General features: G+C 41.3%; 22 protein-coding genes, 1 pseudogene and 1 riboswitch. Of the genes and pseudogenes, 19 read left to right on the top strand and 4 right to left on the bottom strand.

Features of this window, described 5'->3' with window-relative positions; translation table 11 throughout:
• Positions 1-266 precede the first annotated feature (266 nt).
• Both hslO and hslR read right to left on the bottom strand, forming a co-directional pair.
• Complete coding sequence (gene hslO / locus GLP24_RS14290; protein ID WP_101769567.1) at positions 267-1,145, bottom strand: Hsp33 family molecular chaperone HslO; 879 nt, start codon at positions 1,143-1,145, stop codon at positions 267-269.
• A gap of 154 nt (positions 1,146-1,299) precedes the next feature.
• Entirely contained in the window at positions 1,300-1,710 is a 411-nt protein-coding gene (gene hslR, locus GLP24_RS14285) for a ribosome-associated heat shock protein Hsp15 (RefSeq protein WP_101769568.1), read from the bottom strand.
• Positions 1,711-1,994: 284 nt separating this feature from the next.
• On the opposite strand from hslR, the gene gspC reads away from it, so the two are divergent.
• The 16 genes and pseudogenes from gspC to GLP24_RS14205 all read left to right on the top strand — a co-directional run bounded on the left by gspC (position 1,995) and on the right by GLP24_RS14205 (position 16,118).
• Positions 1,995-2,879, top strand: a complete 885-nt coding sequence (gene gspC, locus GLP24_RS14280) for a type II secretion system protein GspC (protein ID WP_101769569.1) — start codon at positions 1,995-1,997, stop codon at positions 2,877-2,879.
• 50 nt (positions 2,880-2,929) lie between these two features.
• The gene (gspD, locus tag GLP24_RS14275) at positions 2,930-4,948 is read left to right on the top strand and encodes a type II secretion system secretin GspD (protein WP_101769570.1); all 2,019 of its coding nucleotides are present in this window, start codon (positions 2,930-2,932) and stop codon (positions 4,946-4,948) included.
• A complete protein-coding gene (gspE, locus tag GLP24_RS14270; protein WP_101769571.1) occupies positions 4,948-6,450 on the top strand; it encodes a type II secretion system ATPase GspE in 1,503 nt (500 codons plus the stop codon). The genes gspD and gspE overlap by 1 nt, the downstream gene beginning before the upstream one ends.
• Positions 6,450-7,676, top strand: coding sequence for a type II secretion system inner membrane protein GspF (gspF, locus tag GLP24_RS14265; RefSeq protein ID WP_101769572.1), 1,227 nt, complete (start codon positions 6,450-6,452; stop codon positions 7,674-7,676). Before gspE ends, gspF begins: the two co-directional genes overlap by 1 nt.
• A gap of 22 nt (positions 7,677-7,698) precedes the next feature.
• Positions 7,699-8,139, top strand: a pseudogene (gene gspG, locus GLP24_RS14260) (type II secretion system major pseudopilin GspG).
• 11 nt (positions 8,140-8,150) lie between these two features.
• On the top strand, positions 8,151-8,759 hold the full coding sequence (gene gspH / locus GLP24_RS14255; protein WP_221944477.1) for a type II secretion system minor pseudopilin GspH: 609 nt from the start codon (positions 8,151-8,153) through the stop codon (positions 8,757-8,759).
• Positions 8,759-9,118: a type II secretion system minor pseudopilin GspI gene (gene gspI, locus GLP24_RS14250; RefSeq protein ID WP_045036825.1), complete on the top strand. Its 360-nt coding sequence runs from the start codon at positions 8,759-8,761 to the stop codon at positions 9,116-9,118. Before gspH ends, gspI begins: the two co-directional genes overlap by 1 nt.
• Positions 9,105-9,752, top strand: coding sequence for a type II secretion system minor pseudopilin GspJ (gene gspJ / locus GLP24_RS14245; protein ID WP_045036824.1), 648 nt, complete (start codon positions 9,105-9,107; stop codon positions 9,750-9,752). The genes gspI and gspJ overlap by 14 nt, the downstream gene beginning before the upstream one ends.
• A complete protein-coding gene (gspK, locus tag GLP24_RS14240) occupies positions 9,749-10,783 on the top strand; it encodes a type II secretion system minor pseudopilin GspK (RefSeq protein WP_101769575.1) in 1,035 nt (344 codons plus the stop codon). Before gspJ ends, gspK begins: the two co-directional genes overlap by 4 nt.
• Entirely contained in the window at positions 10,752-12,071 is a 1,320-nt protein-coding gene (gene gspL / locus GLP24_RS14235) for a type II secretion system protein GspL (protein WP_232616182.1), read from the top strand. Before gspK ends, gspL begins: the two co-directional genes overlap by 32 nt.
• On the top strand, positions 12,071-12,553 hold the full coding sequence (locus GLP24_RS14230; protein ID WP_232616181.1) for a type II secretion system protein M: 483 nt from the start codon (positions 12,071-12,073) through the stop codon (positions 12,551-12,553). Before gspL ends, GLP24_RS14230 begins: the two co-directional genes overlap by 1 nt.
• Positions 12,554-12,555: 2 nt before the next feature.
• A complete protein-coding gene (locus GLP24_RS14225; RefSeq protein WP_232616180.1) occupies positions 12,556-13,314 on the top strand; it encodes a type II secretion system protein N in 759 nt (252 codons plus the stop codon).
• Between the two features lie 143 nt (positions 13,315-13,457).
• Positions 13,458-14,015: an ADP compounds hydrolase NudE gene (gene nudE, locus GLP24_RS14220; RefSeq protein WP_107238088.1), complete on the top strand. Its 558-nt coding sequence runs from the start codon at positions 13,458-13,460 to the stop codon at positions 14,013-14,015.
• A gap of 3 nt (positions 14,016-14,018) precedes the next feature.
• Positions 14,019-14,852, top strand: a complete 834-nt coding sequence (gene cysQ, locus GLP24_RS14215; protein WP_232600425.1) for a 3'(2'),5'-bisphosphate nucleotidase CysQ — start codon at positions 14,019-14,021, stop codon at positions 14,850-14,852.
• A 243-nt stretch (positions 14,853-15,095) separates the two neighbouring features.
• Entirely contained in the window at positions 15,096-15,728 is a 633-nt protein-coding gene (fabR, locus tag GLP24_RS14210) for an HTH-type transcriptional repressor FabR (protein ID WP_101769581.1), read from the top strand.
• Between the two features lie 27 nt (positions 15,729-15,755).
• Positions 15,756-16,118, top strand: a complete 363-nt coding sequence (locus GLP24_RS14205) for a YijD family membrane protein (RefSeq protein WP_101769582.1) — start codon at positions 15,756-15,758, stop codon at positions 16,116-16,118.
• 70 nt (positions 16,119-16,188) lie between these two features.
• Here GLP24_RS14205 and trmA read toward each other — a convergent pair whose 3' ends face one another.
• Complete coding sequence (trmA, locus tag GLP24_RS14200; RefSeq protein WP_152654074.1) at positions 16,189-17,295, bottom strand: tRNA (uridine(54)-C5)-methyltransferase TrmA; 1,107 nt, start codon at positions 17,293-17,295, stop codon at positions 16,189-16,191.
• Positions 17,296-17,442: 147 nt separating this feature from the next.
• A riboswitch (cobalamin riboswitch) is annotated at positions 17,443-17,678 on the top strand.
• A gap of 33 nt (positions 17,679-17,711) precedes the next feature.
• On the opposite strand from trmA, the gene btuB reads away from it, so the two are divergent.
• The 3 genes from btuB to murI are packed head-to-tail and all read left to right on the top strand — an operon-like array spanning position 17,712 to position 21,118.
• On the top strand, positions 17,712-19,544 hold the full coding sequence (btuB, locus tag GLP24_RS14195; protein ID WP_232616179.1) for a TonB-dependent vitamin B12 receptor: 1,833 nt from the start codon (positions 17,712-17,714) through the stop codon (positions 19,542-19,544).
• A gap of 58 nt (positions 19,545-19,602) precedes the next feature.
• Positions 19,603-20,301, top strand: a complete 699-nt coding sequence (locus GLP24_RS14190; protein ID WP_101769585.1) for a Dph6-related ATP pyrophosphatase — start codon at positions 19,603-19,605, stop codon at positions 20,299-20,301.
• 19 nt (positions 20,302-20,320) lie between these two features.
• On the top strand, positions 20,321-21,118 hold the full coding sequence (murI, locus tag GLP24_RS14185) for a glutamate racemase (protein WP_232578073.1): 798 nt from the start codon (positions 20,321-20,323) through the stop codon (positions 21,116-21,118).
• Here murI and GLP24_RS14180 read toward each other — a convergent pair.
• Positions 21,087-21,548 carry an RNA recognition motif domain-containing protein gene (locus GLP24_RS14180; RefSeq protein WP_221944417.1) on the bottom strand — a complete coding sequence of 154 codons (462 nt, stop codon included), beginning with the start codon at positions 21,546-21,548 and terminating at the stop codon, positions 21,087-21,089. The two genes, murI and GLP24_RS14180, sit on opposite strands and share 32 nt — an antisense overlap.
• Positions 21,549-21,949 lie beyond the last annotated feature (401 nt).

Below are 21,949 nucleotides of genomic sequence, written 5' to 3'. Positions count from 1 at the left end.
GGACGGTCATCAAAAAACCAACCATCAGTATGTTAATTTTAGGTAAAAATATCGAAATCGCGAGTGGTTTTATTTTGCGTAAATGTTAATTTTTATTTGTTGTGATAGTGGTCGATATTTACTCGGTCAGGTTGCAAAAAACACACAATTAAAGTTGAAATATAAACGCATATACGTTGTGGCGATGGTGAATGATATAAAACGTGAAAATTAAGCAAAAAAAAACCGACATTAATTTGCCGGTTTTAAAAAGAGTGGAATAGATGTTAGTGAATTTGATCGCTATCAGCAGGATTCGCATTATTGTCACGTAGCGCTGCAACGTCAATACTATCAAAATCGTAACTAGTACCACAGTAATCACAATGCAGTGATACTTTGCCATCTTCAGCAATCATATTATCAATTTCTTGAGGTTGAACACTCATGATGGCAGCTGCACTACGCTCACGAGAACAACCACATTCAAAACTAACAGGTTGTGCTTCAAATAACTGTACTTGTTCTTGGTGGTAAAGACGATACAGCACATCTTGTGCTTCTAGCGTAAATAGCTCTTCATCTTTAACGGTTTCAGTTAGCGCTTCTAAATGCTCAAAATCGCCTTCCGTACCTGTACCATCAGGCATGATTTGTAATAACATTCCTGCAGCTTTTACTTGGCCGTCAATTTCACCAGTACGTAACCAGATGCGGGTTTTTAATTGCTCTGAATTTTTAAAATAACTTTCAAGACATTCAGCCAATGTATCGCCATCAAGACCAACAACACCTTGGTAGCGCTCACCTTTGATTGGCGTAATGGTGATCACCATGTGACCTTTGCCCATTAAGTCATGAATGCTACCGGCTTCGATATCACCGTTCCAACGTGCAACACCACGTAATTGTTGGTTATGATCGCCATTGATAACCGCTAAGCTTACCGGACCATCACCTTGGACTTGAACAGTAATAGAACCTTCAAATTTTAAGGTTGCAGTTAATAGGCTGGTTGCTACTAATAATTCACCTAGTAATGTTACTACTGGTGCTGGGTAGTTTTTATCCGCAATAATTTGTTGGTAAGTTTGACCTACCTGTACTAATTCACCGCGAACTGCTGCGCCGTCAAAAAGGTAACGGTTTAAACTATCGTTTGTCATGAGTATGTATTCTCCAGCTATAGAGCCAACCCAGTAAAGGGATAAAATGGACTGTAATTACTTTATGGTCAACGCCGCAACCAAGGCGGGTTAAACCGTTGCAATAAAGCACTCACTGTTGAAATTATAATTTACTAGGTTAGCACTGAGTTATTTATTCAGATGCGTTAATATTTTTGAATCGCATAATGTCGCGGCGTTGCTTTTTATCCGGTCGTTTTTCTGGACTTGGATTGTCATAAGCATTGAGTTTGCGCATTTTTGCTGTCTGTTCGCGGGCTGTAATACTTTCAGCCGTTTCTCGATAGAGCAGTTGTGCTTCTGGTGCGCCACGGCGGCAGTCAGAAACTTGTTCAATGATGATTATTTTCTCATCGTTACTCTGCCGTAATTTAACCGTTGCGCCAAGCTCAATAATTTTACTTGGTTTTGACCGTTGACCATTGTACTGCACTTTACCGCCGTCAATCATCGCGCGAGCAATTGAACGTGTTTTGTAAAAGCGGGCAGCCCATAACCATTTATCAAGACGAACCTGTTTAATATTCGAGGTGTTTTGACCCATCACGGTGCCTTTATTTGCTGAAACGATAAATTATCACATTTTACGAATAACATCAGTAATGTGACTATTTATTATAAATGGTGATATTAGCCGAGGATTTCAATCACAGTGTCATAATTTATTACAAAAAATCATTAAATTCTTAGATACTATGGTGTTTTGTGTGGATTATTAAATAGTATTTCAGTGATGAACAGGCGATCATAGTCAGTTTAATTTCTATGTACGATTGCAGTGCACTTATTTGTTTAATGGTTCTTGGTATTTTAACAATGGATTTCACTATGCTTGCTTCAAAGTGGTTTGCTATTGCAGCAACCAAATGTCCGTTATCATTACAATCAGTTACACGTATTTTGACTTGTTTTTTTGTGGTGATATTAGCTTGGGTTGTGGGACGTTTAGTGTGGTCTATTGTTGAACCCACCCCTGCTGTTGCTCGCTGGCAACCTCTTGCAGTAACCGTGAATACCTCTCAGCAACAATTACCCGTTAATGAATTATTAAGCCTGAATTTATTTGGTCGTTATCAGGAAAATTCTGCCCCTATTTTGACTAAGCCCGTTAAACAAGACGCACCGCAAACTCAATTACGATTAACGTTAGTGGGTGTGGTGGCTAATTCAACGCCATCAAAAGCATTAGCTGTGGTGACTAATAACGGTAAACAAAATACTTACGGTATTAACGAAGTTATTGATAATACCCGTGCCACCTTAATCGCGGTGTATAACGATCGGGTTATTATTCGTAATAATGGTCGTGATGAAACCTTAATGCTTGAAGGCTTAAAATTTACTAAACCATCAGTAACGGCGGCTGAATCTCAACGTAATACTGTTCAAACTAATAGTAATACGGCTGAACTTGCCAAAATTAAACAAGAAATTTTATCAGAGCCACAAACCTTATTTAGCTATATCCGTTTATCTCAGGTAAAAAAAGATGGCCAAATTGAAGGCTATCGTGTCAATCCGGGTAAAAATAGAATTTTATTTGATCAGGTTGGTCTTAAAGCCAATGATCTTGCAGTGAGTATTAATGGTAATAGCCTTACCAATCCTGCAATTATGGCCAAACTTTGGGGTGAGTTGTCTTCAGCCACTGATTTTACACTGACGGTTGAGCGTAACGGTCAGTTACATGATATCCACATTGAGCTGCAATAACACCTTAGTGCTTAGCTTGAAATGAATATGCAATAAAGCAGGAGTTTTTTGTGAAAAAATGGATGGGTAAAAGTGCCCTATTGTTAGCCAGTAGCTTGTTCTGTAGTCAAGCAATGGCTGATGAATTAAGTGCCAACTTTAAAGGGACTGATATTCAAGAGTTCATTAATATTGTCGGTCGCACGCTACATAAAACGATCATTATCGATCCTGCTGTGCGCGGGCAAGTGAATGTGCGTAGTTATGATTTATTGAACGAAGAGCAATATTACCGTTTCTTCCTGAATGTGCTTGATGTCTATGGTTATGCTGTTGTGACGATGGAAGATGGCATCATGAAAGTTATTCGTGACAAAGATGCCAAAACAGCGGCGATTCCTGTAGTTGATGCTAATGACAAAAACATTCCTGGTGATGCGGTTGTTACTCGCGTCATTGCTGTTAAAAATGTTTCAGTGCGTGAGTTATCACCCTTATTACGCCAGCTTAATGATAACGCAGGTGCAGGTAATGTTGTTCATTATGATCCCGCCAATATCATTATGATCACCGGCCGTGCTGCGGTAGTAAACCGATTAGCAGAAATCATTGAACGTGTTGACCGCGCAGGAAATAAAGATGTGACCGTGGTGTCGCTTAATAATGCGTCGGCATCAGAAATGGTACGTATTATTGATTCATTGAATAAAAGTGCTGAAGCATCATCAACCCCAGGCTTTCTTATTCCTAAAGCGGTTGCCGATGAACGCACTAACGCTGTATTAATTTCTGGCGATCCTAAAGTCCGTGAGCGCTTAAAAAACCTGATTCATCGTTTGGATAAAGAGATGGCTGTTAGTGGTAATAGCCGTGTATTTTATCTTAAATATGCCAAAGCAGAAGATTTAGTCGATGTCCTAAAAGGGGTCTCTGAAAATGTTCAAGCCTCGACCAAAGGCAATTCAGGTCAAGGTCAGAGCGCAACTAAAGACGATGTCATGATCTCCGCGCATGCACCAACAAACTCATTAATTATCTCAGCACCTGCTGATGTAATGAAACGCTTAGAATCGATTATTGCTCAGCTCGATATTCGTCGTGCGCAAGTTCACATTGAAGCAATGATTGTTGAAGTTCAAGAAGGCGAAGGGGTCGACTTTGGTGTTCAGTGGGGTTCTGAAGATGGCGGTGTGGTTCAGTTTGGTAACAGTAGTGCACCGATTGGTGGATTATTATCTGCACAAGAAGCAGGTAAAGATACCACCACAACGGAAACGCGTTACGATTCTGACGGCAAACCTTATACGTATCAAACGACTGAAAGTGGTGATTTAGCACCAATGGCTACCTTCCTTGGTGGTGTTAAAGGCGCAGCGGCTGCAATTGCGTTAGGGGATTGGACAGCATTGGTGACGGCGGTGCAATCGAACCGTAATGTTAACGTGCTTTCAACTCCGAATATTACCGTGCTTGATAATCAAGAAGCTAACTTGTCTGTTGGTCAAGAAGTCCCTGTTACTACTGGCTCGCAAACGGGTTCAAATAACGATAACCCGTTTACTACCGTTGAACGTAAAGATGTCGGTATTCAACTAAAAGTCACGCCACAAATTAACGAAGGTGACTCAGTACAAATGAAGATCGAGCAAGTCGTCTCGCAAGTTGCTGATGCTAATGGCGCGGTTGATATTCGGTTTGATAAGCGAGAGCTAACGACGTCAGTGATAGTTAAAGACGGTAACATGATTGCACTTGGTGGTTTGATGCAAGAGAAAACCCTTGAGTCTGAGCAAAAAGTGCCGATCTTAGGTGATATTCCAGTATTGGGAGCGCTATTCCGTTCGACCAATAACCAAACTGAAAAAACGAACTTGATGATCTTCATTCGTCCAACGATTTTACGTGATGGAATGAGTGCCGATGGTATGACACAGCGTAAATATAACTATATTCGTGCTCAACAGTTGTACCAAGCAGATAAAGGCATGCGTTTAATGGATGTTGAAATGCCTGTTATTCCAAAATATGGTGATGATATGGCGCTACCAGCAGAAGTACGTGCATTTGTATCGCAGTTGGAGAAACACTAATGGCAGATGCGTCTTTGGCGTTAGAAACCGCAGTCTTATTCCGATTGCCGTTTTCTTTTGCTAAGCGCCATCATGTGGTGATTGAAGCCAATCAACAAGGATGGCAGTTGTACTATTGCGGTCAATTATCAGCAATCGTGTTAGCAGAAGTACGGCGGGTTGTTGGTGAGGGCTTTTACCCAGTTGCGCTATCAGAGTCGCAATTTGAGCAAAAGCTGACTGATGCTTATCAACGTGATTCGTCAGAAGCGCGCCAGTTAATGGAAGACTTAGGTTCTGACAGCGATGACTTTTTTTCGTTAGCGGAAGATCTGCCTGAAACGGAAGATTTGCTTGAGTCGGAAGATGATGCGCCAATCATTAAATTGATCAATGCGATGCTTGCAGAAGCGATCAAAGAAGGGGCGTCTGATATTCATATCGAAACCTTTGAGAAAATATTATCGATTCGTTTTCGTGTCGACGGTATGTTGCGTGAAGTATTACAACCCAGCCGTAAGTTAGCGCCGTTGTTAGTGTCGCGGATTAAAGTAATGGCGAAGTTGGATATTGCTGAAAAACGGATCCCACAAGATGGCCGTATTTCATTACGTATCGGTGGCCGTGCGGTAGATGTGCGGGTTTCAACTATGCCATCATCACATGGCGAACGGGTGGTTCTGCGTTTATTAGATAAAAATGCCACTCGCCTTGATTTACACAGTTTAGGTATGACAGCGACTAACCATCAGTTATTCCGCAAGATCATTGATCGTCCTCATGGGATTATTCTGGTAACGGGCCCTACGGGTTCAGGTAAATCAACCACGTTGTATGCTGGCTTACAAGAGCTAAATAGTGTTGAACGTAATATTTTAACTGTTGAAGATCCGATTGAATTTGATATCGATGGTATCGGCCAAACTCAAGTAAACAGTAAAGTTGATATGACCTTTGCACGTGGTTTGCGAGCCATTCTACGTCAAGATCCTGATGTGGTAATGATTGGTGAGATTCGTGATTTAGAAACCGCCGCGATTGCAGTTCAAGCGTCATTAACAGGTCATATGGTGTTATCAACCCTCCATACTAATACCGCTGTTGGTGCGATCACCCGTTTGCGAGATATGGGAATCGAACCTTTCTTGGTGTCATCATCATTGCTGGGTGTATTGGCGCAACGTTTAGTACGTACCTTATGTGCTGAATGTCGCCAACCTTATGATGCAGATACCGAACAGAAGAAACTGTTTAAGTTAACTGCAACAGATAGCCTGACTCTGTATCGTCCTTGCGGGTGTGATAAATGTAATTTTAAAGGCTATCGCGGTCGTACGGGTATTCACGAGCTTTTACAGGTAGATGAACGTATACAAGAGTTGATTCATGCGGAAGCGGGTGAACTAGCCCTTGAAAAATATGTCCGCCAAACAACACCAAGTATTCGTGATGACGGCTTAGATAAAGTGCGCCAAGGGATCACCACCCTTGAAGAAGTGATGCGCGTGACTAAGGAAAGCTAATGGCAGCATTTGAATATAAAGCGTTAGATGCCAAAGGCCGCCACAAAAAAGGTGTGCTAGAAGGTGATACTTCGCGTCAGGTTCGACAGCAGTTGCGCGAAAAAGGGTTAGTGCCGATAGAGGTTAACCAAACCTCAGGCCAAGGTAAAAAAACCGCGGCAGCACCGAGTAAATTCACATTTCGACGGGGTATTAGTACCAATGAGTTAGCGCTTATTACCCGTCAGTTAGCCACTTTGGTGCAAGCTTCGATGCCTCTGGAAGAGTGCATCAAGGCGGTAGCGGAACAAAATGAAAAGCCGCGTTTGAAAAATATTTTACTCGCGGTGCGCTCACGAGTGCTTGAGGGCTATACCTTGGCTGACAGTATGGCGGAATACCCACATGTGTTTGATCAATTGTTTCGCGCCATGGTCGCTGCGGGTGAGAAATCAGGGCATTTAGATACGATATTAAATCGCTTGGCTGATTACAGTGAAAACCGCCAGCAGATGCGCAGTAAGTTACAGCAAGCGATGATTTATCCGTTAATGCTAACGTTGGTTGCGGTATCGGTGGTGGCATTCTTGTTGGCGACGGTTGTACCAAAAATTGTCGATCAATTTGTGCAAATGAAACAAGGTTTGCCAGCAATTACTGAAGTGTTATTGGCTGCCAGTAATTTTGTTCAACATTGGGGATTGCTGGTAGTGATTGTTATTGTGGCATTCATTGCTTTCATTAAAAGCGCCCTTAAAAAGCCCGTCTTTCGAATGAAATGGGATCGAACTATTTTACGATTACCTGTAATAGGTAAAGTCGCAAGAGGGTTAAACACCTCGCGTTTTGCACGGACATTGTCTATTTGTACTTCCAGTGCAATACCACTGTTAGATGGTATGAAAGTCGCGTCTGATGTCATGACTAATACTTACGTTAATAAGAAGATCCTTGAAGCCGCAGATAGAGTGCGTGAAGGCTCAAGTTTACGTATTTCTTTAGAAAAAACAGCGCTGTTTCCACCGATGATGCTACACATGATCGCCAGTGGTGAACGCAGCGGTGAGCTTGAACAAATGCTCACCCGTGCAGCGGATAACCAAGATCGCGATTTTGAGTCTTTAGTCAATATGGCGTTAGGGGTGTTTGAACCGTTATTGATTGTAGCTATGGCGGGGGTGGTAATGTTTATCGTGATCGCAACCTTAATGCCGATTATTGAATTAAATAACATGGTCGGAATGTAGATTTTCTTTTGGAGGGTAAATAATGCAACAAAAACAACGTGGTTTTACGCTGTTAGAAGTAATGGTCGTTATTGTAATTCTCGGGGTGTTGGCAAGTTTAGTGGTGCCAAACCTATTAGGTAATAAAGAAAAAGCGGATCAACAAAAAGCCGTAACCGATATTAGTTCGTTAGAGCAATCATTGGAAATGTACAAGCTTGATAACAGTGTGTTCCCAACTACTGATCAAGGGCTATAAGCATTAGTAACCAAACCTTCATCTTCACCAGAACCGCGTAATTACCGTGATGGTGGCTATATTAAACGTTTACCACAAGACCCATGGGGTTACGATTATCAATATGTAGCACCGGGTGAGCATGGTGCGGTTGATATCTTCAGTCTTGGCGCTGATGGTCAAGAAGGCGGTGACGGTATTAATACTGATATCGGCAACTGGAATATGTTGAACTACAACAAATAAAGTTAAAAATGATGATGAAACGTAATGCAGGTTTTACTCTAATTGAAATTATGTTGGTGTTGGTGTTATTAGCCACCAGTGCTGTTGCTGTGGTGTCGACGTTACCCAATAATAAACGTGATGAGGTCAAAGAACAGGCGCTACGCTTTCATCATTTAGCCCAACTTTTGGGTGAAGATGCAATGTTAAATGGGGTTGATTACGGTATTCGTATTGAACCCCACCAATACCATTTTTTAAAGCTGACTCAAAATGGTTGGCAACCGTTAGAAGGCGTTAAATTTTTTACCAATGTCAAACTTGAGACGGGTATTACGACGACGGTGACTATTGGTGGAGCATGGAAAGATAAAGACCGACTTTTTAAATCTGATTCAATGTTTAAAAATGACGACATATTTAAAAAGTCTGATCAGGAACAGAAACAATTACCGCCACAAATTGTGGTGATGGCGAGTGGTGAATACACCCCATTTACAGTTAGTTTTGAAGTTGATAAACAACATCAGTTTTGGCAAGTTGTTGCGGATGAAGTGGGGAATTTAGTGTTATTAACCCCAGGGCAAACATTGGATCAATATCTCTCCGAACACGCGTTATCAACGCAGGAACGATCGTAATGAAACGCTCACAAGGGTTTACATTATTAGAAGTGTTAGTGGCGTTGGCTATTTTTGCTGTCGCGGCATTAAGTGTGGTGCGGGCAGTAAGTCAGAACTTAAATAGCTTAGGTTATTTAGAACAGAAAACTCTCGCGTCGATGGTGGCAGATAATGAATTAGCGCAGCTGCATTTAAGTGGCGAGTACCCAAGTTCAGTAAAACGGGGTAAATCAAGCTTAGCTGATCAAGAGTGGTATTGGACGGTCACCAGCACCAAAACCCAACAAAAACTATTACGCCAAATTGAAATATCGGTGGCTACCGATTCGCAGCGTAAACATTCAGTTATTACGGTAAAGACCTATGTCAGCAATTAATCATCGTCACCAACAAGGTTTTACGTTGTTGGAAGTTCTGGTGGCGATTGCAGTATTTGCGATGTTGAGCTTATCTGCCAATCAAGTGTTAACCAATGTATTACGCAGTGATGCACAATCTAAAGATCACAATCAACGCTTACAAGCCATTCAGCGCACCATGATCATGATGGATAATGATTTTCGGCAGATTGTGGCGCGTAAATTTAGATCGGATGCTGAAAAACCAACGGATAATATTCTACAGGCAAGTGAGTATTTATTAGATTCAAGCAGTGAAGGGATCACTTTTGTTCGTGGTGGTTGGCAAAATCCGCAATCAATGTTTCCTCGTGGTGATGTTACGCGTGTCGGTTATCGTATTATCGACGATAACTTAGAGCGGGTATGGTTTCGTTACCCTGATACTGTGACGGGGGCTAAGCCGTTGGTGCGCGTGTTATTAACGGGCGTCACCGATTTAAAGTTTGAATTTTATTATGATAAGCAATGGCACAAGAAATGGGATAAAGCCAAGAGCTTGCCTGCGGGTATCAAAGTGATCATGACCTTAAAAAAATTGGGTGAGATTGAGCGTATTTATTTATTACCCACTTCTTCGTTGACGAGTAATAAGCAGGAGCAAGAAGGATGATAAAGCAACGTGGGGTCGCACTGATCGTGGTGTTATTGCTTGTTGCCTTGATGAGTTTATTAGCGGTACAAATGACGGAGCGGTTGCAACTCAATTTTCATCGCGTTCAAAACCAAGTTGAGCATCAACAAAGTTATTGGTACAGCTTAGGAATAGAAGCATTAGCATCACAAGCATTAAAACAAAGCCTTAAAGACAGCAAAACCGTAAACTTAACCCAAGCTTGGGCTGTGGGTGAGCAAAGTTACCCTTTAGACAGTAATGCGGTAATTAGTGGTAATTTAACGGATAAACAAACTTGTTTTAATTTGAATGCTTTTAAAAATATTAAAGCCGGCGCAGGTAGTAGTAAGCAGCCTTTTTTAGTGACCTATTTACAAAACATTCTCACAGAATCAGGTGTTGATGACTATGAAGCGGAAGTGATTGCTGATTCAAGTTGGGAGTTTGTGGATGATAACACTACCGTGGAGTCAGCGTACGGTGCGGAAGATAGTACCTATGAAAGCTTTCAGCCCCCTTATGTAACGGCCAATGATTGGTTGGCGGATGGCAGTGAATTTAGAGCCATTAATGGGGTGTCCGATAAAATTTATCAGCAGGTTAAAGGTTTAATTTGTGCGTTACCGACCGATGACATGTTGATTAATGTTAATACCATTACTGAAAAAAATGCGGTGTTGTTATCAGCCTTATTTGCGCCATCGTTATCATTACAAGATGCGCAAAAAATCATTATTGAGCGTGATAAGAAGCATACCGTGTGGGACAGTGTGGCTGATTTTATGAAGTTAGTACCACAACCGCCAACGCAAGATGCTGATTCAGGAAAAGATAAGACGACAAATACAATGGAAAAATATTTAACTGTTACCAGTCATTATTTTTCGTTAGATGCTGAAATAAAAGTAGACCGTGCCCGAGTGCGAGCCGTGGCATTATTTAATCGTGATGATAAGAACAAGGTGACGGTCGTTCGTCGCCAGTATGGAGGAATCCGTGAGCGAATTTCTGACGATAAGGCTAAGTAGCCGGCCGGGAATGCCGGTGCAATGGCTAGTCTGGTCGCCACTACAAAATGAAGTGATAGCCTCGGGTCAATTGGCTGATATTAACCAGCTAAGTGAATTAACTGAATATGCTGTCACTCGTCCTGTTTATGGTTTAGTACCAACCAGTGAGATGCTGCTAACGCAAGTAGCGATCCCTATCGGCAGTAGCCGTCAATTAGCGGCGGTATTACCGTATCTGCTTGAAGAAGAGCTGGCTCAAGATGTCGATAGTTTACATGTGCAATTACTTAAACGTGAGAATGATATTGCGACAGTTGCAATCATTGAACACCAAAAAGTAGTGGCATGGTTAGCTGCATTTAGCGAATGTGGCATTGAGCTTAAAAAACTGATTCCAGATTGTTTATGTTTGCCACTGTTTAGTGAGGGCTATAGTGCCGCTGAAATTGATGGGCAGTGGCTTATACGACAATCAGAAGCAATGGGTGTATGTGCCGATTCAAGTTGGTTAGGATCATGGATCACGGCTCAAAAAGCCCCAATAGTGATTGAAACACCAGCAGATAACGCCGACGATGATAGTGATGACATCACGCCAGAAGTTGAAGCTGAACAGTTAGCTGAAGAGGTGGAATCGATTGTTGCGGCGACGGAGAGTTTGGCGCAAGTGACGATTCATCACTATACGCCAGCACCAGCAAATACCTCAGGTCATTGGCAACCTCAAACGCCGGAATTAGTGATGCAGTTGTTAGCTATTGGCGCTGCTGACTCTAAAGCAACTTTACTGTCAGGGCCTTATAAGCCACAAGCGGCATGGCGTAAGCATTTACAACCATGGCGCAAAGTAGCAATCACCGCAGCGGTAGTATTAATTGCGCTTGTCGGTGAGCAAGTACTAACTACGCAGCGTTTAGAACAACAAGCTAATGTATACCGAGCTGAAAGTGATCGTATTTTTCGTCAAGTTCTGCCTCAATTTAAACGTATTCCTTCGCAGAGTTATTTGAAAAATCAAATGAATGCAGCGTTGAAAAGTTTAGGTGGTCATGGTGAACAAAATGGCATGCTAATGTGGTTAAGCGAATTAAAGCCAGCATTAACTAAAGTGCCAACGATTAAGATTGTAAACCTTAAATATGATCAAACTCGAGGCGAATTACGTTTGCAAGCAACAGCGGCAGGTTTTCAAGATTTTGAGCAATTACGCAGTGCATTAGCAACTCAGTTTGTAGTTGATCAGGGCCAGTTAACCAAAGAAGATAATTTAGTCAGTGGTGCTGTGGTGTTGAGGAGAAAAGCCTAATGGCAGAGATTAAGGCATGGTGGAAAGCTCTCAGCCAACGGGAACAACATTTATTGCTTGGGGCTGGCAGTGCGCTAATGATTGCGATTCTTTACTGGGGTGTGTGGCAACCGTTGAATCAACGTGCAATAGATGCTCAAAATAAAATTAATCAACAGCGACAGTTATTAAATTGGGTTGAGCATAAAGCCAATCAAATTACGGCACTTAAACGTGCTGGTGGAACGGTAAATGTTAGTGATGAAGGACTTAACCAAGTTATTAATGAAACCACGACTCGATTTAAAATTGATTTGATTCGAATGCAGCCACGTAATGATGCGCTACAAGTGTGGGTGCAACCATTACCGTTTGATACGCTCGTTAATTGGTTAGTGTATTTGCAGCAGAGTTTTGGCATTAACACGCAGTTTATTGATCTCTCAAAAACCGATAAAAACGGTATGGTTGAAGTAAACCGTTTGCAGTTAGGGCGAGGATAAGTGTGAAATTTAAATTAGCAGTTGGTGCCAGTTTTGGTGCGGTATTTATAGCAAGTCTAGTCACTCATATTCCAGCGAGTTGGTTGTGGCAGTATGCGCCTAAAATACAAGGTCTCGATCTAGAAGGGATCTCAGGTACACCATGGCAAGGATCGGCGACCAATGTGCGTTGGCAAAATCAACCTTTTGGTCAGCTGCAATGGGATATGCAACTTGGTCGATTGTTGAAAGGTGAATTGGCGTTTAATGTCCGCTTTGGCAAAGGCAGTGAATGGCAACTAAAAGGGCAAGGTTTAGTGGGTTACAGCTTGTCTGGTCCATTTGCTGAAAAACTGTTGTTATCTATGCCTGCGGCGCAAGCCGTATCACAAGCGCCGCTTCCTGTTCCGGTATCTATTGATGGTAATTTAGAACTGACGGTTAGAAATTATCATTATGCTGCCCCTTATTGTAAAACGTTGAATGCGACATTAGCTTGGGTACAAGGTGCAGCAGAAACGCCAATGGGGACGATTAAACCTGGGCCTGTTTTTGCTGATCTTAGCTGTGAAAAAGGCGCGATTGTCGCTAAAGTCAAGCAAACCTCAGCGGATGTCAGTAGTGACTGGCATGTTAATTTAGCCACTAACCGCCACTATAAACTTAATGGCTGGTTTAAGCCTGGGGCAACGTTCCCTGATAAATTAGCAGCGCAATTAAAATGGTTAGGTGATCCTAATACCAAGGGACAGTATAAGGTTAATTATTCGGGACGTTTGTAGCGCTCGTTATCATTTCAATCATCAATTTGTTCACATTAGGCAGTCGATTACGGCTGCCTATTTATTTCTGATGATTATTTGCTTTTAATTCGAGTAAGCTTTTCTTATTCTGGTAATGCTTTTCATTAAACAGGGCCTTATAAATGGCGTTCAGCAAAGATAAACCCCAAATCTTAGCAGCCGAGGTTGTAGCACAATCACGACTTTTTAAAATTGAATCATTGGATTTACGTTTTTCTAATGGTGTAGAGCGTACTTATGAACGTATGCAGCCGAGCGGACGTCATGCGGTATTAATCGTACCTGTCACGGCTGATGGTGATTTATTATTGATTCGTGAGTATTCTGCTGGCACTGAGCGTTATGAGTTAGGTTTTCCGAAAGGATTAATTGATGCTGGTGAAAGTGCATTAGCAGCGGCAAACCGTGAATTAAAAGAAGAAATCGGTTTTGGTGCGCAGCGATTACATCCATTAAAAGAAGTGATTTTAGCGCCCTCGTATTTTTCTAGCCGAATGACATTGTTTGTGGGGCAAGATTTATATCCTGAGCGTTTAGAAGGTGACGAACCTGAGCCTCTAGAAATTGTACGGTGGCCATTAGCTCAAGCAGAAGAGTTACTCAATCATCTAGATTTTGCCGAAGCGCGTAGTATCAGTGCGTTATTTTTAGCGCTGAAGTATTTAGCTTGCGAGGAATAACCAATGACATTAAACCATCTTATTAATGATGTTATCGATATTGCCCAAGAATCAGGTCGGTTGATCTTAGATATTTATCAACAAGGGCAGTTTGAGCAGCAAATTAAATCAGATAACACGCCAGTTACTAGCGCTGATTTAGCGGCTAATAAATTAGTGATTGAGCGGTTGTCACAATTAACCCCTGATATTCCAGTATTGTCAGAGGAAGACACCGTAATATCATTAGCCGAACGTAGTCAGTGGCCACGTTATTGGTTAATCGATCCTTTAGATGGTACTCAAGAGTTTATTGCGGGTAGTGGTGATTTTGCGACAGTAATTGCGTTAATTGATAATAATAAGCCCGTTATGGGAGTGGTGTATGCACCTGTATCTGGCGTGACGTATTATGCGGCACAAGGTCAAGGGGCACATAAAATAACCGCAGCAGGTGAAACCAGTACGATCTCAACGACTAAACATCAGTTGCCATTACGTGGGTTAACCATCGCCATTAGCCGTCGGCAGGATATTGATACCACCAAGGCACGGTTTGATAACCAATATCACTATGATCTCGTTGCATTAGGTTCTGCTTCTCTAAAAGCATGTTTGGTCGCAGAAGGGGGCGCTGATTGCTACCTACGATTAGGGCCAACCGGTGAGTGGGATACTGCCGCTACCCAATGTATTGTTGAAGAAGCGGGTGGCCGTATTTTTAATACCCATATAACGCCTTTATCTTATAACCAGCGTCAGACTTTAGAGAATCCAAACTTTATTGTGCTGGGTGATGAGCTATTACCGTGGACATCGATTCTAACGGCAGATGATCGCTTAATGGTTGCGGAATAAAGAGCTAAAATAAGCAATAAAGTCAGTAACGGAGCCTAATGGGCTTCGTTTTTAATTGTGTGTTATTGGTTGTTAAATCAGCGCCACGTTTTGTGATGTAAAATGTACAATGATATCAATCTGGCTTTGCGTCGGTCGCGCTCTACCTTTACTATATGGAAGTATAGCGTCGTTGCAATGACGCAGATGTTACTGTGTAAGCAGAGCATCATTGTAATAAAATCACAGAGAAGCAGATAATTGATGGGAATTAGGGCTCAGCAAAAAGAAAAAACTCGGCGTTCATTGATTGATGCCGCTTTTAGCCAATTAAGTGCCGAGCGAAGTTTTTCTAATTTAAGTCTACGCGAAGTTGCGCGTGAAGCAGGAATTGCACCTACATCATTTTATCGTCACTTTAAAGACATGGATGAGTTAGGGTTAACCATGGTTGATGAGGGCGGTTTAATCCTTCGTCAATTAATGCGTCAAGCTCGACAGCGTATTGCTACTGAAGGCAGTGTTATCCGTATTTCAGTAGAGACTTTTATGGAATTCATTGAAAGTAGTCCTAACGTATTCCGCTTGCTGCTTCGTGAGCGTTCTGGTACATCAACAGCTTTTCGTGCTGCAGTTGTGCGAGAAATACAACATTTTGTGGCTGAACTGGCTGAGTATCTTGAAGCTAAAACGGGGGTAACCCATGAAGAAGCTTATACGCAAGCTGAAGCGTCAGTGACATTGGTCTTTAGTTCCGGTGCTGAGGCGTTGGATCTTGATTGTCATGCTCGTATTGAGCATGCTGAAAGATTGATTATGCAACTTAGAATGATTGCAAAAGGTGCTTATTGGTACCGCAAAGAGCGTGAGCGTCGAGAGCTCAGGCAGAAACTATAATCTTATATTGATTTTGGTGAATTATATATGGAAAAGCAAAAACTTAAAGCAGAGCGTAAAACATTAGTTTTATCTATAATCGCAGGTGTATGTGGTTACGGTACTCTGGCAGTATTGTTTTCAAGTTATGTAACATTCTCTATTTTTCCTGTCTTGGCATTTGCCATGGCAGTGTATTGTTTATATCAAGAATATATGCGTAAACCTATGGCGGAAGGTATTACTGCCGTTGCGAGTGCATGTTTCTTCGTTGGTATATTTGGTTATGCGGCATTACTTCGCGCAGAATACCCTGATATGGGCTCAAATTTCATTCCGCTAATAATTACATTGGTATTACTATTTTGGGTGTCATACAAAATGGGTGTCATGGATAAAAAAGCAGCGTAAGTTATATTCGCTGTGATTTGAAAAAGGCGCTGATAGCGCCTTTTTTATTTTTACCTTTGAGGACTACAGCTTATTTACGCTCTAGTAATATGCCCGCTTCCATATGATGGGTGTAAGGGAATTGGTCAAATAAGGCAAATCGAGTAATGTTGTGGGTTTCAGTTAAGATGGCTAAATTGTCACGTAATGTCTCAGGATTACATGAGATATACATGATGTTGTCGTAGCCTTGTACCATGCGACAAGTACCGTCATCCATACCTGAACGTGGTGGATCGACAAAAATGGTGTTGCAGTTATAACTTTGCAAATCAACATTCTGGTCTTTTAGACGACGGAATTCACGTTTACCCGCCATTGCATCAGTAAAATCTTCCGCAGACATACGAATAATTTGTACGTTTTCAATATTGTTTATCGCAATATTGTATTGTGCAGAATCAACCGATGGTTTTGCTAGTTCTGTTGCCAGTACACGCTCAAAGTTTGGCGCAAGTGCTAATGAGAAATTACCATTACCACAGTACAGTTCCAGTAAATCACCTGCGCTGTCTTGAGTACAATCAACTGCCCATTCTAGCATTTTCTGTGCGACTTCACCGTTAGGTTGGGTAAAGCTATTTTCAACTTGCTTGTAAGTCAGTGCGTTATCGTGAACCTTTAATTGTTCAATAACGTAATCTTGGTCTAAGACGATTTTCATCTTACGTGCACGACCAATCAGATTTAACTTAAACCCTTCATCATTTAAACGTTGCTTTAGCTGTTTTGCGGCTACTGTCCATTCATCATCAAGCTGACGGTGATAAAGCATAGAAACCAGAATTTCACCACTTAGGGTCGATAAAAAATCTACCTGAAACAGTTTGTGGCGCAGGGTTTTTATTGGCTTAATTGCTTCAAGTAGCATTGGCATTACATCGTTAATTAGACGACTTGCCGCCGGGAATTTATCAACACGGTATTTTTCACGAGTGTGTTGATTGAACATGATGTAATACAGTTCTTCGCCTTCGTGCCAAACACGAAATTCTGCACGCATACGGTAATGCTCTGCAGGAGAGGCAAACACCTCCAATTCAGGCGTTTCAAAATCGCTAAGTAGATCTTGAATACGCGCTGCTTTTTCATCCAACTGGGGCTGGTAATCAGCGATATTAAGGACGGTGGATGTCATAGTGTGTGCCTCGACTGCTCAAAATAAGACCGCAGATTTTATTGCATTGCACACTGATGTCCAGTGTTGATCCAAATTAAAATATTTATGTATCCAAAAACTCATAACTAATACCAAACAAAACTAGACATAAAAGCAATACAACACTAGCATTCTCGCTGTGCTGGTTAAGCCTTAGACGGCTCGGGAATACGGTGTAAATCCGTAACTGACGCGCAGCGGTAATAGAGAACGAACGCACATGGATGTAATCCAAACACTGTTGATGCTCCCTACTGATAATCACTGCATTATTTAGTATAGCGGCAATGGGAAGTTGTTGCCTAGGCGACCTAATGGTCATGCTCTTAAGTCCGAATACCAACCAGCAAGACAAGCAATATTGCTTTGTTATAAACGCGACTTAGGAAATTGTAATGAAAAAATCCCTTTTAGCCGTGACGGTAGCGTCGTTGTGCCTCCCTTCTTTTGCTTCATTTGCGGCTGATACAACATCTGATGATGTAATGGTGGTAACCGCCAATCGTTTTGAGCAACCTGTAACCTCAGTGCTGGCACCTTTTAATGTCGTGACTCGTCAAGACATCGATAAAGTACAAGCGAAAACACTAACGGAAGTGTTGAGTTTATTACCTGGGGTACAGATCACTCAAAATGGTGGTCGTGGACAAAGTTCTAGTATTTTTGTGCGAGGTGCAAACTCGGATCAAGTTTTGGTCTTGGTTGATGGTATTCGTATGGCTCGCTCTGTGGCGGGTAACGTAGATTTTAATCAAATTCCATTAACTCAAGTACAGCGGATTGAATTTACTCGTGGTGCTAGGGCGGCAATTTATGGTTCTGAATCCATTGGTGGGGTAATTAACATCATTACCCTGACTGGGACGGATACACCATCAAAAACGAAATTAGATTTAGGCATTGGTAGCCATAATTATCAAGAAGCAAATGTTTCTGGTGCGTATAACATCGGTGATAACAGCGTATTACAAGTTGCTGCTGGTTATGAAAATGATAAAGGCTATAACGTACATCCTCAACCTGGATTGAATGATGGTGATAAACATGGTTTTGATAGCCGTAATGCATCGTTAGCACTCCATCACCAGTTTAGTGACGAAATCTCGGGTTTTGTTGCGACTCGTTGGTATAAAAACCACTCTCAATATGATGGTTCTAGTGTGTATTCTGGCCATCAGTATGTGAGATCGGAAACTGAATTTAATGATTATTCTGCGGGTTTAAAATATGCGCAGGATAGCTATAAGTCATCACTGATTCTTGATTATCAAAAACAAGACAATCTTGATTTGATCGATAAAACTAATGCAGTGAATCGCAAGGATCAATATCACCAACGTAATGTTCAATGGCATAACCAATATCAACTATTATCAACATTATTAGTGAGTGGTGGTATTGATTGGCGCCAAGAGCAATGGAATGATTTAACGGGTTTTGCGGGCAATAAAGAACGAGATAATACTGGCTATTATGCGATTGGCTTATGGGATTACTCTCCAGTTAGCATCGAAACCAGTGTTCGTCTTGATGATAATCAGCAATATGGCACTCATTCAACGTACAATATTGCTGGTGGTTGGTTTTTAACTGACAACATTCAACTTCGTGGTTCGTACGGCACAGCATTTAAAGCCCCTAATCTTTACCAACTTTACGTTAAAAGTGCTTGGTCGACGGGTAACCCTAATTTAAATCCTGAAACATCAAAAAATATCGATGTATCTCTCCATGCTGATTACGATATTGCAAGCGTTGCTGTTACCGCTTACCAAATGCGTATTGATGATTTAATTGAGTATGTTAGTGGCACGCCATCGTATGACAATGTTAACGGGGAAAGTAAAATTAAAGGGGTTGAAGTCGAAGCTGACTTTGATACGGGTATTATTACTCACCAGCTGAACTTTGATTTTAAAGATCCTCGTGACAGTGAAGGCCAACGACTTATACGTCGTGAGAAGTTCTCATTTAAATGGGTGGGTACGGCAAGCTATGGTGATCTTGATACCGCAGTGACTTACCAGTATCACGGTAAGCGTCCAGATATTTCAGATGTTGAATTGCCTGCATATGATACATGGGATATTGCATTAACATATTGGTTGCAGCCAAAACTTGCTTTAAAAGGGCGAGTAGCTAACCTTCTAAATGAAGATTACGAAACGGCTGGTGGCTATGTGATGCCGGGTCGAACTTATTATACCAGCATTAATTATCAGTTCTAAGGTGTGATTTTTTATAGTTCAAGGCCGCCATTGTGCGGCTTTTTTGATGGTGATAAATATGAAACAAAAAGTGATTATTAGTTGGTCATCAGGTAAAGATTCAGCTTTAACGTTATGGCGGTTAATGAATGATCCTAACTATGAGGTTGTTGGGCTTTATACAACCCATGTTGATAACGATGTCCCTTTTCAAGCAACACCTATTGCAGTTGTTAAAAAACAAGCGCAGTTAATTGGTTTACCATTAGTGCTAATTGCATTACCTGAAGTATTTCCAGCCAATGATATTTATCAACAGATGATTGTTGATGGGCTAAAAAATTGTGGGTTACCGTTTGATGCTGTCGCTTTTGGTGATTTGTTTTGTAATGGTATTGCTGATTATCGGCGTCAGTATATTAAGCCAGCAGGTTGGGAGTGTGTTTTTCCATTACTTGGGCAGCCTAGCCATCAGTTAGCCAATGAAATAATTGAATGCGGGATTAAAACGAAATTGGTTACCGTTGATAGTACTCAATTGGATACGCGTTTCTGTGGGCGTTGGTTTGATCGTGAATTATTAACTGAATTACCGCCGACCATTGATCTCTGTGGCGAGAATGGAGAATTTCATTCGTTAGTCGTCGATGGTCCTTTTTATCAGCAACCACTTAACCTGATATGGTTAGGGTGTGAAACAGATTCACGGTTTTGCTATCAACGCTATGCACTGGTAGAGACTGACTCATCGCAGTATCATAACGACCCGATATCGTAATGTAATAAGGTAAGTGGTAGTGAAAAAAGTTGTCATTTTTGATTCAGGGGTAGGTGGTTTATCTGTATATCAAGAAATCTACGCTTTGTTACCTCAAGTGCAGTTTATCTATGCTTTCGATAATGCCGCTTTTCCCTATGGTGAATTGGATGATGCAACGCTAATCAAGCGTACTAATCATATTGTGTCGTTATTAGCTCATCAGTATCAGGCTGATTTGGTGGTTATCGCCTGTAATACTGCCAGTACTATCGTTTTACCTTCGTTACGTCAGCAGTTAACAATACCTGTGGTCGGGGTTGTGCCAGCGATAAAACCTGCAGCGCTGGCTAGTCAAACAAAATCGATTGGTTTACTGGCAACGCCTGCAACGGTTAACCGTCCTTATACTCATCAATTAGTACAGCAATTTGCGAATGGTTGTGACGTTAAAATGATTGGTTCTACTCGATTGGTGGAAATGGCAGAGCAGAAGCTACGCGGTAAGTCGGTAGATATGGGGGAATTAATTGAGATACTAAAACCATGGCAAGGTGTTGTTGATAGTATTGTATTAGGCTGCACACATTTTCCACTTATAAAGCAAGAAATTCAGCAGGCATTAAAATATCAGGTCAATATTGTTGATTCAGGTAAAGCAATTGCTAAACGGGTCGTATCATTATTAGAATTATCGAATGATGTTATCGTGGTGCCTAATGCGATACATAATGTCACATACAGCAGCGCCGCAACATATGATGCTGCGGCGCTGAATAAAAGCTTAAATGAAATGCAATTAGATATTATTCAAGATCTAAACTATCCGCATTTTTAGGTTCATTAGCTTCACGTACTTTTAATGTACGTTGGCCATATTCTTGGTTGTTGAGTTGATCAATTGCATGTTCTGCGTCTTGACTGTTCATGACAACAAAACCAAAGCCCCTGCGTTTTCCTGTGCGTTTATCTTTCATTAGGCGCACGGCAAAAACATCACCATGCTCTGCAAAAAGGTTTTTTACGTCACTCTCATTAGCACGATAGGGAAGGTTGCCAACATAAAGGGTTTTGCTACTCTGAGAAGGATCTAATTCATCGAGGATGGGATTTTTGTTTTCTTGCATAAATCGCAACGCCAATCCTGTTAGCATTGCACCAAGCGCAAAACTAATGGCTGGTGGAGTACTGCTGAACATACTGAAGATTAAGGCGCCAATGATGGCGATGGCAATCACTGTTATTGTGGTTTGATTATTTGATTTCATATTTAAAGTACATCTCAAAAGGGAAAGAGAAGAATGCGTTAATGGGTGTTTTAACATCAAGTCTATAATGATGCCAATTTTAATGGTCTGTAATTAATAATAATTGAGTATAAATATACTCGCATGAGCTTATTTACAGACACATAGTTCACATTAGATGAAATAATCAGCAATTACATTCTTTTTTTTTAAAAAGACTTGTCAGAGTGATCAAAGTCTCTATAATGCGGCTCCATCGAAAGAGAATACGGTTAAACAACTGATCGAGTTCAAACTTTAGATAAAATATTTTTCTTTTGGCATATTCTTAGCAAGAAGAAAGTCAACAAGACGTTTTAGTAAATAAAATCTCTTTTTGACTTTAGTACTGAAGTGCGAAGCGCTAATGTATTGAAAGTAAA

Source organism: Photobacterium carnosum, assembly GCF_021236965.1.
Taxonomy (GTDB): Bacteria; Pseudomonadota; Gammaproteobacteria; order Enterobacterales; family Vibrionaceae; genus Photobacterium; species Photobacterium carnosum.
This window is presented reverse-complemented; position numbering and strand designations above follow the sequence as displayed.